Annotated in this window: 15 protein-coding genes and 1 riboswitch; of the genes, 2 read left to right on the plus strand and 13 right to left on the minus strand. The window is 65.1% G+C overall.

Annotation, left to right across the window (positions count from 1 at the left end):
- Window positions 1–17: 17 nt before the first annotated feature.
- The 3 genes from H0X95_RS23450 to H0X95_RS36015 all read right to left on the minus strand — a co-directional run bounded on the left by H0X95_RS23450 (window position 18) and on the right by H0X95_RS36015 (window position 2,037).
- A complete protein-coding gene (locus H0X95_RS23450; RefSeq protein WP_012493106.1) occupies window positions 18–368 on the minus strand; it encodes a hypothetical protein in 351 nt (116 codons plus the stop codon).
- 42 nt (window positions 369–410) lie between these two features.
- Window positions 411–514, minus strand: a riboswitch (SAM-I-IV-variant riboswitch).
- Between the two features lie 155 nt (window positions 515–669).
- Window positions 670–1,233: a hypothetical protein gene (locus tag H0X95_RS23455; protein WP_059722316.1), complete on the minus strand. Its 564-nt coding sequence runs from the start codon at window positions 1,231–1,233 to the stop codon at window positions 670–672.
- Complete coding sequence (locus H0X95_RS36015) at window positions 1,234–2,037, minus strand: hypothetical protein (RefSeq protein WP_012493105.1); 804 nt, start codon at window positions 2,035–2,037, stop codon at window positions 1,234–1,236.
- A gap of 97 nt (window positions 2,038–2,134) precedes the next feature.
- On the opposite strand from H0X95_RS36015, the gene H0X95_RS23465 reads away from it, so the two are divergent.
- Complete coding sequence (locus tag H0X95_RS23465) at window positions 2,135–2,386, plus strand: hypothetical protein (RefSeq protein ID WP_048984259.1); 252 nt, start codon at window positions 2,135–2,137, stop codon at window positions 2,384–2,386.
- Between the two features lie 140 nt (window positions 2,387–2,526).
- Here H0X95_RS23465 and H0X95_RS23470 read toward each other — a convergent pair whose 3' ends face one another.
- The 10 genes from H0X95_RS23470 to H0X95_RS23515 all read right to left on the minus strand — a co-directional run bounded on the left by H0X95_RS23470 (window position 2,527) and on the right by H0X95_RS23515 (window position 11,942).
- Complete coding sequence (locus H0X95_RS23470; protein ID WP_059722314.1) at window positions 2,527–3,615, minus strand: porin; 1,089 nt, start codon at window positions 3,613–3,615, stop codon at window positions 2,527–2,529.
- A gap of 191 nt (window positions 3,616–3,806) precedes the next feature.
- A complete protein-coding gene (locus H0X95_RS23475; protein ID WP_058902697.1) occupies window positions 3,807–4,142 on the minus strand; it encodes a Rieske (2Fe-2S) protein in 336 nt (111 codons plus the stop codon).
- A gap of 3 nt (window positions 4,143–4,145) precedes the next feature.
- On the minus strand, window positions 4,146–4,457 hold the full coding sequence (locus H0X95_RS23480; RefSeq protein WP_006484614.1) for a YciI family protein: 312 nt from the start codon (window positions 4,455–4,457) through the stop codon (window positions 4,146–4,148).
- A gap of 108 nt (window positions 4,458–4,565) precedes the next feature.
- Entirely contained in the window at window positions 4,566–5,633 is a 1,068-nt protein-coding gene (locus tag H0X95_RS23485) for a maleylacetate reductase (RefSeq protein ID WP_059722313.1), read from the minus strand.
- Between the two features lie 7 nt (window positions 5,634–5,640).
- A complete protein-coding gene (locus H0X95_RS23490; protein ID WP_059722311.1) occupies window positions 5,641–7,107 on the minus strand; it encodes an aldehyde dehydrogenase family protein in 1,467 nt (488 codons plus the stop codon).
- Window positions 7,108–7,157: 50 nt separating this feature from the next.
- Window positions 7,158–8,177 (minus strand): hypothetical protein, encoded by a 1,020-nt coding sequence (locus H0X95_RS23495; protein ID WP_006495785.1) that lies wholly within the window; start codon window positions 8,175–8,177, stop codon window positions 7,158–7,160.
- A 37-nt stretch (window positions 8,178–8,214) separates the two neighbouring features.
- Entirely contained in the window at window positions 8,215–8,709 is a 495-nt protein-coding gene (locus H0X95_RS23500; protein ID WP_006484626.1) for a hypothetical protein, read from the minus strand.
- Window positions 8,710–8,824: 115 nt separating this feature from the next.
- Window positions 8,825–9,754 (minus strand): LysR family transcriptional regulator, encoded by a 930-nt coding sequence (locus H0X95_RS23505; RefSeq protein ID WP_006484594.1) that lies wholly within the window; start codon window positions 9,752–9,754, stop codon window positions 8,825–8,827.
- A gap of 122 nt (window positions 9,755–9,876) precedes the next feature.
- Complete coding sequence (locus tag H0X95_RS23510) at window positions 9,877–11,130, minus strand: MFS transporter (RefSeq protein WP_006484557.1); 1,254 nt, start codon at window positions 11,128–11,130, stop codon at window positions 9,877–9,879.
- Between the two features lie 362 nt (window positions 11,131–11,492).
- A complete protein-coding gene (locus tag H0X95_RS23515) occupies window positions 11,493–11,942 on the minus strand; it encodes a LysR substrate-binding domain-containing protein (RefSeq protein WP_230204613.1) in 450 nt (149 codons plus the stop codon).
- A gap of 16 nt (window positions 11,943–11,958) precedes the next feature.
- On the opposite strand from H0X95_RS23515, the gene H0X95_RS23520 reads away from it, so the two are divergent.
- Window positions 11,959–12,141 carry a hypothetical protein gene (locus H0X95_RS23520; protein ID WP_006495787.1) on the plus strand — a complete coding sequence of 61 codons (183 nt, stop codon included), beginning with the start codon at window positions 11,959–11,961 and terminating at the stop codon, window positions 12,139–12,141.
- Window positions 12,142–12,248: the final 107 nt, after the last annotated feature.

A 12,248-nucleotide genomic window follows, 5' to 3' on the forward strand; every position in this document is an offset into this window, starting at 1 on the left:
CGATGCGCATGCGTCGCCTAGTGGCTGCTCTCCGGCGTGCTTCCGGCCGCCGCCGCCCTCACGAAATGGTGCTCCACCCGAGTCCGGAGCACCCCCTCCAGCGCGGCAAGCCGCTCACGCAGCCGAACCGCTTGCCCTTCCGTCATTTCGCCGAGCACGATCTTCTGTTCGAGAACGTCACCACAGCGGGTGATGGCCCACCGATCGACCGTAGCCGTTTCCCCTTCGAGCACGGCCGCCGCGGTCGAGACGATGCCCGGGTTCCGTCTCGAAACGAGATGAACCGTATGCGTCAACGTGAAACCGGGAAGGAAGTGCGACCAGTCTTCACAGACGGTCGGGCGGGAAGCGGAGGAAACTTGGCTCATGGTAGCTCCGGATGAATGGTTATCGAACCGGTGCCAGCCATGCTGCTCCCGTTTCGTTGCCGTCAATCGGCCGCATCGCCTCGAGGGCGTCCACCTTGCCCGGGAGGGCAGGTTGGCGTCGGGAAACCCGACTCTGGATGCTTGAACTCTCACGTTCGACATTCCGAACGTTGATTCATTATATCGAAAATCCGGAAGCTGACAAGCTGTCCAGTAAAAGCCACATTCCGGCTGGAGTGCCTGCATCGATCCGGCCCTCATACGAGAGGGAGCGTACGTCGACGTTCAAGTTCGCGGACGATCAGCCGAGGCTGCCGGACCGGGAGAGCGACAGGGGAATACGCCGGATGGCTCGGCTCGGCTCGGCTCGGCGCGACGCGAGGCGAGGCGAAGCGACGCAGCGCGAACCCATCCTCCTCCCGTTCTCACGCGATGTCCTTGTTCTTGATCCGAATATCGCGCCCCTGAAACGGCCCGTATCGTGACCGTGCACATGCACGATCACCTGCGTCGGATCGAACAGTCTCGATACCTCACGAAAATCGTGATTCACGCGTTTCATACCCTCGAACATCTCGGCATGCAGTACTGCGTCCTCAAGCGGTATCGGCGCACTGGTCGACGCCCGTTCGAGATGAACGTGCAGGAAGCTCGTCAGGTACGCATCTTCGTTGGTGGCGACCTGGAAGGTGCTGATTGCGTCGTGCAGCATCGGGGAAGCGGACAGAACCTGCTCGATATCGGACAGGAAGACCTTCGCACCGTAAAACGGCACGCTCGAATCGTTGCGGCCGTAGACAAACGGGAACGGGAAATGGCTGGTCCGCGATGCGAAGTCCGTCAGGCGTATGCCATGTGCGGACATTCACCTGGAACGAGGCCCGACATTTGCAATGTCATCGAAGAGCTTCTCCAGCTTGTCGACATGGTGAAGTATTGCCGCGAGGTCACGATTCGGCTCAATTTTGTTGAGCACCTCAACATCGATTTCGAGAATTTTTGCAATTTCCTTTGCGAGCGCGGCGGAAATCGGCCGATGCCCTTTCTTCCCTTTGGGAGTCAGTATGTGACTTACGCGAGACATGGAACGCCACCCAAGCTGCAAAGCCAGATTCTTTTTAGTGCCGACCGGCATTTTTTCCAACTGCGCGATCAGATTTCTCCGCCTCCGCTCCTCGGGAGGCAGTTGAAAATCCTCGATAGGCCCGCCTGTGTCGAATGCGGAATTTTGTCGAACCCTCGCAGCTTCGTCCTTTGCCGCCTGTTCCTGTAACGACTCGCGCTTTCGCGCTTCAATTCTGGAGTTCAACCCGGCAAGGCCACGTTGACGATTTCGCCGGGCCGCTCGGACATCGGCACCGAGCTTGACGAGCGCGGAAATATCGCCGTTTTGTGCCGCCTTTACACACTCCAGTACATGCGCCTCGAGAAGTACCTGATATTTCTCGAGCCACACTGCTCGCTCGGCCCTTTGAGCACGACCGAATTCGTCGATCCCGCGCTGTAACGATGCCGACAACCCGGATTCAAAGCGCTCCCCGAGAAGACGGGCGAGCTCCTGGCCTACGCCCACTCCCCGCGCTTGCGCCGAGGCGACCAGATTCCGCTTCAGACTCGCCGGGATACGAGCAAACAGGGGCTCGGTGCGCGCTTTCAGTTTATCAACCATGCAATCACTTTAGCATGACTGCCCGAACACGACGCCATGGCCTAAAGTCGCTCCAGTCACACTTCGTGGCCAACCTTCTCTAGAAAAAGAGGCAAATATGAGCAAACTCGGCATCGCGGAAGGCATTAAATTGCGCGGAAATGTCAATCGCATTACCGAAATCATGACGCAAGGCACACTGGAGGACGCCGTCGCCTGTTTCGCCCTGGGCGGAATGACGCTGCAGGCGAGCGGCGGCGACGTCCCTCTCCTGCGCAATCTGTCGGAACTGACCCGCACGGCCTTGCCGAAACGGGTGGTCAAGGACTACTTCGGCGCAAGTAACGGCGTCGTCATGAGTCTCGCGTAAGCGAGTATGGCAATCGCAAACGCCGTAAAAGTGGAAAAGAAAACGGGCCGCCTGGCCCGTTTTCCGTTTGATCCGTCCAACGACAGGCGTCGCATACGCGACGCACCACGACGCATCTGAAGCGCGGCACCGTCGCCCCGTCAAAACACCGTATGCACCCCCACCCGCGCCACCGCCTGACTCGCGGAACTCGACGCCCCGTTCGGATCCAGCACGCCGTTCACCTGCGCATTCGCGCCGCTATTCGCGCGCTGATAATCCGCCGACACATACACCATCGTCCGCTTCGACAACAGGTATTGAAGCGCGACGCTGACCTGATGCGCATGGTCGTCGTTCAACGCTTCATTGCCCTTCATGTACATGTATTTCGCGCCCAGCACGACGTCCGGCCTGATTCGCCACAAGCCGCCGGCCTCGGCCATCCACACACCCGCATCGTTGAACGAATTGCGCACGGTGGTCATCAGCGCCTTCGCGGTCACGACACCGAAGTCGTAGTGCATCCCGACACCCCAGTTGCGCACGCTGGTCGATGGCACACCCGGCGCCGGACCGTATTTCTCGTTCGTATAGGCCGCGCCCACGCCGAGGGCCCCGAGCTCGTAGTTCACGCCGGCGCTGACGGCGTTGTCCGCGCCGATCGAACCCGCGACGCCGCCGAACGCATACATCACGCCACCGGACAAACCCGCAACGGTCGGCGAGCTGTACTTGACCGAATTCGCGATCGGCTTGCTGCCTGCGGTGCGGTCCCAGTCGAATGCGCCGGTCGGATTGCCCGGCAGCGCGAGACGCTGGAACGGGCCGTTCCGAAAGCCGTACAGCCCGGAAATGTCCCGCGAAATCGCGTTGCCCTTTGAAAACAGCGCATCGACCATGAAGTCGTACTGATTGCCCAGCGTGATGCTGCCGAAGCGGTCGCTCTCGATCCCCACGTAGGCATTGCGCCCGAAAATCCCGGTCCCGATGATGCTGCCGTTCGCCATCGAGAACTGGTTTACGAGCGCGAAGGTCGCGCGATACCCGCCGCCGAGATCCTCGATGCCGCGCAGGCCGAACAGGTTGGGCGCGAATATGCCGTCGTCGAACTTGACGTTCTTTCCGCCGCCCTCGTTGCTGACATACGTGATGCCGGAATCGATCAGCCCGAACATCGTCACGCTGCTTTGCGCCCATGCGCCCTGCGCCACGGCAAGCACCGCCAATACACCAAACCTGAGTTTCATGTCGTCTCCGTCTTTTTTATGAAAATGCGAGTCCGTCACCCGCTGCGAGGCGGGTGTTCGCTCATTGCTTCGTGGAAAATCGCGTTGATTCAGGCAGTCACATCAACACCGGAAATGGGTTTTACCGATCGATCAATTCAGAACAATTCCCGGCGAGCCAGCATCGACGCACGCATTCAACATGCGCCAAGTCAAGCGCCCCGAAAGACGATCCATGCGGATGCGTCCACCTCGACGGCCACGGCTTCCAGCCCGGCCCCCGTGCAGGGTCCGTCGATACACACGCCATCATCGAACCGGAACAACGCACTGTGATGCGCGCACATCAACACCTGCGACCGGTAGCACGACACATTGCCCGGCACGAAATCGAGCGGCACCGAAAAGTGCGGGCAACGATTCACGTACGCCCACACCTGCTCGCCACGCCGCACGACGATGACGGGACGCCCGATGCAGGCTTCGTCGACGACCCGCGCGCCGCCGTCGGGCACATCGGCCACGCGACACAGCTGTTTCGCTTCCATCGCTCACACCCTGTGCTCGGGGTTGCCGAGGCTCCAGTCCCACGGGCGCACCTCGACGCGCGAGAACAGGCCCTCCTTCACATACGGATCGTTGCCGATGAACTGCATCACCGCATGGATGTCGTCCGCCTCGACGACGAGCAGCGTGCCGTTCATCGCATCGTCCTGCGGGTCCAGCGTCGGGCCGCCGAGCCGCACATACACGCCATGCTCGGCCGCCGAGCGCAGATACGTCCGGTGAATCGGCCGCATGCGGTCGCGCACGTCACGCATGCCCGGCTGGTCGGTGGCAAACACCGCAAAAAAACGCGCCATGGCGATCAGCTCCGATCGAGGACGAAGCCGAACATCGCTTCGCGGTGCAAGCCGTGCAGGCCGGTCTGGTCATTCATCACGTCGTTCTCCGTTCGCCCATCCGGCCGCTCAATGCGGCGCGCGTCCTTCCCATGCGTGCTGAAGCAACGCGCGAATCGCCGCGCGTTCGATCGGCCGCGGGTTCGCATACGGGTTCCTGCATGCGAGGTCGGCCGCTTCGTCGAGCCCCTGCTCCGGCATCCCGATATCGGCGAGCGCCGGCGCGATGCCGAGTTGCGCGCTCAGCCTGAACAGCAGCGGCCCGGCGTCAGCCGCGTCGCTCCCGCCCAGCGCCCGCGCGACGCGACGCAGTGCGTCGGGCGCGGCGGCGTGGTTGTAATGCGCGGTATGCGGCAACATCGCCGCGTGCGTCTGCGCGTGCGGCAGGTTGAACGTGCCGCCGAGCGTGTGACAAAGCTTGTGATGCAACGCCATGCCGACCGCGCCGAGGCAGGTGCCGGCGAGCCACGCGCCATACAGCGCGCGGCTGCGCATTGCGCGATCTTGCGGATCGCGCACCACGACGGGCAATGCTTCGCCGAGCGCGCGAATCGACTCCTCGGCCATCAAGCTGATGACCGGGTTCGCGTCTTCCGCGTAGAGCGCCTCGACCGCATGCGCCATCGCATTGACACCGGACGCCGCCGAAATACCCGGCGGCAGCGACACCGTCAGCGACGGGTCGTAAATCACGGTCCGCGGCAGCACTCGTGCGTCGCGCCCGGTGCGCTTCAACCGGCCTTCGGTGAGCCCGTAGATCGGCGTCATCTCCGAGCCGGCGTAGGTCGTCGGCACGGCGAGGATCGGCAGCGACGATTCGAGCGCGATGGCCTTGCCGAGCCCGATCGTCGAACCGCCGCCGATCGCGATGCAGCAATCCGCGCCCAGTTCGGCGGCCGTCTCGCGCGCCGCCCGGGCGACCTCGACCGGCACGTGCATGACGGCCTCGGCGCACACGCCGGCCGCACGTTCGCCCAGCACGTCCTTCACGCGATCGGCGAGCGGCTGCTGTTCGGGCGTGGAAAGGATGAGCGCGCGGCGGGCGCCGAGCGCCGACAGCTCGTCCGGCAGCCTGTCGAGCGCGCCCCATTCGAAGACCACGCGCGACGGGGTGCCCTGATAGACGAAGCGCTCCATACGGGCCTCAGCGCTTGAAATGCGGCGGCACGTTGCCGTCGACGTTGACCCACACCGAGCGCGCTTCCGTGTAGTCGTGCATCGCCTCGAAGCCCATCTCGCGGCCGTAGCCCGACTTGCCGACGCCGCCGAACGGGCTGCCCGGATTCACGCGCTTGTAGCAGTTGATCCAGCACATGCCCGCGTCGATCCGCGCCGCCATCCGGTGGGCGCGCGACAGGTCGTTGGTCCACAGGCCGCTGCCGAGCCCGTATTCCGTCGCGTTGGCGATGGCCAGCGCTTCGTCGTCGCTGCCGAAGCGCAGCACGGTGACGAACGGGCCGAACACTTCTTCCTGCGCGACGCGGTCGGTCGCATGCTTCGCCTCGACGATCGTCGGGCGCACGTAATAGCCATTGGCGAGCGCCGGGTCCTGCGGCGCGCTGCCGCCCGTCAGCACGCGGCCGCCCTGCTCGCGCGCGACGTCGACATACGACAGCACGCGATCGAGGTGCTGCTTCGACGTGAGCGGCCCCATTTCGGTATTCGGGTCGAGCGGATTGCCGATCCGGATCGACGACGCGAGCGCGACGAAGCGTTCGAGAAACGCCTCCGCGATGCGTTCGTGCAGCACCAGACGCGACCCCGCGATACACGCCTGCCCCTGGTTGTGGAAGATCGCCCACGCGGCGCCGTTGATGGCCGCGTCGAGGTTGGCATCGTCGAACACGATGTTGGCGCCCTTGCCGCCCAGTTCCAGTTGCACGCGCTTCAGGTTGCCCTGCGATGCTTCGACGATTCGCCGGCCGGTCGCCGTCGAGCCGGTGAACGCGATCTTGCCGACGCCCGGATGTTCGGCGAGCCGCTGGCCGGCCGTATGGCCGTAGCCGGGCACGATGTTGACGACGCCGGCAGGAAACCCGACCTCGGCCATCAGCTCGACGATGCGCAGCGTCGACAGCGGCGTGATTTCCGACGGCTTGAGCACCACCGTGTTGCCGGCCGCCAGCGCCGGGCCCATCTTCCAGCTCGTGAACATCAGCGGAAAATTCCACGGCACGATCTGGCCGACCACGCCGATCGGCGCGCGCTGCACGTAGTTCAGGAAGCCGGTGTCGACCGGTATCACCGAGCCTTGCAGCTTGTCGGCCATGCCGCCGAAATAGCGGAAGCAGGCCGCCGTGCGCGGCACGTCGAGCGCCCGCGAATCGCGAATCGGGTGGCCGGTGTCCAGCGATTCGAGCTGCGCCAGCGCTTCCGTGTTCGCTTCGATCGCATCGGCCAGGCGCAGCAGCAGGCGGCCGCGCTCGGCGGCCGGCATCGCCGACCAGGCCGGGAAGGCGCGCGTCGCGGCGTCGACGGCCAGATCGACGTCCGCCGCGGTGGCAGCCGCGATCTTCGTGATGACGGAGCCATCGTGCGGGTTCAGCACGTCGATCGTGCCGCGATCGACGGCGTCAACGAAGCGCCCGTCGATGAAGAGTTGGGTTTGCATGAATCGTCCTCGGTGTAATGCGGAAGCGGAAGCAGACACTGACGCGCGGCCTAGAACGCGATCGGGTACGGCGCGAGCTCGCCGCTCTCGTAGCGTTGCGGCAGATCCGGCGTCGCGTTTTCCCAGACCAGCAGCATCGAGCGCTTCGTCGAATATCCCTGGTGCCGGATATCGGCCGGCATCGCGCAGATGTCACCGGCCCGCATCGTGATGCGGGCGCGCGGCGCGCCGGTGTTCTTGTCGCCGATATCCCACACGATTTCGTCGGACAGTTGCAGGAACCATTCGACGCGGTCGTTGCCGTGGAAGACCGGCAGGATGAATTCCTCGGTGGTCGGGCAGAACAGGCTGCGCCCGCACACCGACGTGACCGACGGATTCCACGTCACGTCCGAGCGCGACAGGTACTTGAACAGGTTGAACGCGTGCAGCTCGCCCTCGAAGCCCGGCTCGACGTGCACTTCCGGCTCGTCCTGCGCGACGTCGAGAAACGCGCGGTTGACCGGCAGTTCGTCGCGCAGCGGCGAGTCGCCTTCGAGCCCCGGCATGCGGCGCGTCGCGATCCGCGTGCGCTCGATCGCCGCGCCGTTGTCGCCGTGCTTGCGGCCGAACGCCGTGCCCGTTTCCTCGGGCGCCGCGAACGGGTCGAAGCCTTCGTTGGTCCAGTCGTGCAGCATCGCCTTGAAGGTCGCCATGATCGTCGGCGTGTCGAAGGTCTCGGTGTAGTCGACGCCGGCGTCCTTCAGAATGCCGTTGAAGGTGCCCGCATACATGTCGACCTTGCCGTAGTGATTGCGCGTGCCGAATACGTGGTCGAAATTCACCCAGCCGTAGAAGAAGCCCCACGCGACGTCGCGCATCATCGCGCGCAGGAATGCGTCGGCCGGCATCGCATGCGTGCGGGTCTGGCCTTTCGCGGGCCAGCTGATCTTCACGAAATATTCGTCGCGCTGGAATGCGAATTCGCCGAGCTGAAAGCGGCGGTAGCCGGTGACGGCATCGGCTTCGGTCGATCGCACCAGATCGGCGGCGAAGCCCGTGGAAAGGTCGAGGGTCTCGAGGGTGGCCATAACGTGTCTCCTGGAATAGTCGAATGCGGTCGGACGGTCAGTGCAGGCAGATCTCGGCCCACTTCTCGACGGACAGTTCGCCGAGCACGGTCTGGACGAGCGCGACGCCCGGCCGGCTCGCGGTGAAGCGATACGCACAGCCGGCCGGCAACAGCGCCTGATGCCCGTTGCGCAACACGACGTACCCCATGTTTCGGCCGGCCGGATGCGCGCCTGCGCTCACGGTGCCGCGGCCCGCTTGCGGCGGGTGGTCGAGCTTGATGAAGTCGATCCGGACTTCGCCGTCCATCTGGATCGTGAACTCGTCGTGCGCGCACGCGAACCACGGCGACTGGCCGTCGGTCCGCAGCACTTCGATCACGTATTCGAGGTTCTTGCCGGCGACGACCTTTTCGTAAGGGGCCGACTTCGACGCCACCTCGAAGACGTTCGAGAAGGCGTAGTGCTGCGCGCTGCCGCTGGTGATTTCGATCTCGCCCTTCCGGTAACCGTCGAGCGAACCGAAGACGGTGTGGAATGCCGTGCTGGTCATGTCTGTCTCCTGAGTTGAACCGCTTGTTGGATTCCACTCTAGGGGCAACGCACACCAGCAACAAGGCAACGGATGGCGATTACGGCATTTGCGTTTCGCGAATAATCCGCGCGGGTCAGCGTACCCAGCCGCGCGCCAGCAGCGGCCGGTCCCACGGCGATTCGTCGCCGATGTATTCCGCGAGGAACTCGACCAAGGCCTTCACCTTCAACGCCTGTCGCTGCGTGGCGGGATAGACGGCGGCGAAGCTCAGCGGCGCGAGCTGGTAGTCGGTCAGGATCGGCACCAGGCGGCCCGCGACGAGCGCGTCGCTGGCCACGAGCGTGGGCAGGCAGACGACCCCGCCGCCGGTCAGCGCGTATTCGCGCAACAGATGAACGGAGTTCGAGCGAATCATGCCCGGCAACTCCATCTCGACGACCTCGTCGCCGCGCGTCATCGTCCAGCGGTTGCGCGACGGGTAGCCCGAATACAGCGCCGTCGTGTGTTGCAGCAGATCGCGCGGATGTTGTGGTGCACCATGCGCGTCGACATACGCGGGCGCGGCACAGAAGAGGCGCCGGACCGTGAACAGCCGTCGCTCGATCAGCGACTCGGAAATCGGCGGGAAGATCTGGAACGCGATGTCGAACCCTTCTTCGACGGGGTCGACGACGCGATCGTTGACGATGATGTCGAGCTGGATGCCCGGATAGCGCTGGTTGAACGCGGCGAGCGGCTTGCCGAAGTGATCGAGCGCGAAGCCGGGCAGCATCTGGATGCGCAGCCGCCCGGTCGGTGTCGCGCGCAGCTCGCGCATCTGGTCGGTCAGCTCGTTGACGCGGCCCACCACCTCGGCGCACTCGCGGTAAAACGTTTCGCCGACTTCGGACAGCCGCACGTGGCGCGTGCTGCGGTGAAACAACGGCGCGTTGACGAACTTCTCCAGTTGCTGGATGCGGTTCGTCACGACCGAACTCGTCACACCCAGCTGCCGCGCCGCCTCGGCGAAGCTGCTCGCCTCCGCGACCCTCACGAATGCCTCGATGCTCAGAAACCGGTCCATACCGCGCCCTTTTTCGACAGCGAAACCGGCAGTCTACCTGTGCGGATACAGGGCGGTGTCATGCGAAAGGCGTCACTGTGTCGCCAAATCGATGTCAATCGCCCGACCCATCGACACCGGCATTACCGCGCTTGCTCTCCGGCGGCCAGCTCCGGCTGCACGATCGCGCGGCGCTGCAGCACGGCCGGCGCGGTTTCCTTCAGCAGCAGGCTGACCACGATGCCGAGCAGCACCGACGCCATCGGCAGCCACAGGATGTTCTGGATGCCAAAGTGTGCGGCCACGTAGCCGCCCATCGCCGGCGCGATGCCGCCGCCGAAGATCTCGCCGACGCCGACCACCACGCCGATGGACGTCGACACGAGGCCGACCGGCGCGGCCTCGGTCGCGACCGGGCCGGACAGCAGCGACACCAGCCCGAGCGTGAAGAACGACGCGACGAACAGCACGCCGAACAGCGCGAGCGGCTGCGGGCCGAGGCCGCGGAACACGTAGAGCATCACGGCCGTGCCCGCGAAGCCGACGATGCTGGCGATGCGGCGGCCGACCAGATCGGACAGGCCGGGCAGGCCGAACTGGCCGAGAAAGCCGCCGAAGCCGATCGCGGATACGACGAGGCCCATCTTCTGCGTGCCGAGCGACAGGTAATCGGTCAGGTACAGCGGCAGCAGCGCGCCGAGCACGAAGACGCCGGTCATCGCGCAGCACAGCGCGGCCATCGCCACGAGGATGTTGCGGCGCTTGAGCACGTGGCCGAGCGACGCGGGCGCATGCTCCGACGCGACGTCCTGCGCGACCTTCGGCTCGCGAATCACGAACACCATGATCGCGCCGAGGACCAGGCCGGGCACGGCCACGAGCGCGAAGACCCAGCGCCACGACACGAAACCGAGCAACTGCGTGGCGATGATCGGCGACAGCGCGAGCCCGAACAGCGCGAAGCCGCTTTGCTGCAGGCCGAGGTTCAGGCCGCGCCGCCGCGGATGCGACGCATCGGCCGTCGCGGCAAAACTCGTCGGACAGAACGAGCCTTCCGCGACGCCCATCAGCCCGCGAATCGCCATCAGGCCGAGCAACCCGCCCGCGAGCCCCGAGAAGCCCGACAGCAGCGAGAACGCGATGATGGCCGGAATCAGCACCTTCCGGCGACCGATCTTGTCCGAGATGCCGCCCATCAGCGCGGCGAAGATGCCCCACGACAGGCCGAGCACGCCGATGCAGTTGCCGACGTCCTGCGCGTTCAGGTTCAGGTCCTTCATGATCGAAGGAAACAGCGGCGCGATGAGCCAGCGGTCGAGGCCGACCAGCCCGAAACCGAGCGCCAGCAGCGTGACCGCCTTCCACTCGTATGAGGTATCCCACTCGTTTGCTTTCATGTCCGTCTCCGTGGACGCCGGTTCGCCCGCGCGCGCCGCAGCGCCTGCGCATGGTTCGTGTCCGATGGTTTTTGTGTGCGACGCGAATCGCGAGGAAGTGCCGGCCGGCGTCCCGATTCGACGCATCGAACGGACTCGGCCGACGCCACCACGATAGGTGCGCGGACGCCGATCGGGTATGGAACAACCGGCGAACGCGCCATTCGCGAAACGCAAACAATCGGGCGCGGCGGACCGGGAGGCGCTACCGGAACGCGCGGAGCGAACGGATACCGCGTTGAACGGGCGCGTGGCCACGTATGACGGGGGAATCCCTCATGGACATCGGGATATCGGTGGACGGCCCCCGAGCAGTTGTCGATTCAACCGCCACCGCCCGGCCCCCGCGCACTGCCCCGCCCCTTCCTGCCTGACAACGCCGCCAGCGCATGCCGGTCGGCCTCCAGCTGGATCCGCATGTGCTGGAGAAACACGCGCGCGTTCTCCGACATCGGCGTACCCGGACGAAACACCAGCACGCCGGCAAACGCGACATCGACGTCGAACGGCCGGACCACGAGCCCGCGCTGTGCGAAGTCGAGCGCCACCAGCGGATGCGCGAAACCGACGCCCACGCCTGCCAGCGCGAGTTCGCACACGGTATGCGAATAAGGCGTTTCGACCAGCGGCTTCAGCACGACGCCGAGCCCGCGCAACTGCGTTTCGAGCCGCAACCGCGTGCTGTCCTCCGGGTTCAGCGCGATGAACGGCGCCTGCGACAGATCGTCGGCCTTGATCACGCCTTTTGCCGCCAGCGGGTGCGCGGCATTCATCACCGCGACACCGGGCATGCTGACGAACGACGAGTGCTCGAGCCACGTCACGCACGAAGTGCGCTTCGCGCAGGACGTCGCCGATCGCGTGGTGTTCATGGAGAACGGCGTGGTGGTGCAGGACACGACGCCCGATGCGTTCTTTACCGCGAGCACGCACCCGCGCGTGCGGCAGTTTCTCAATCTCATCGAGACTTGATGCGCGCGTGACCCGACGTGCCGCCGGGCACCGGCAGGCTCGAACCCGGGCAGGCGATGGCCAGCTGCCATGCCGGCCCGCGGCGCTTCTCCGCGCGACCCGGCCGA

It is taken from the genome of Burkholderia sp. 9779_493, from assembly GCF_015712215.1.
GTDB lineage: Bacteria > Pseudomonadota > Gammaproteobacteria > Burkholderiales > Burkholderiaceae > Burkholderia > Burkholderia cenocepacia.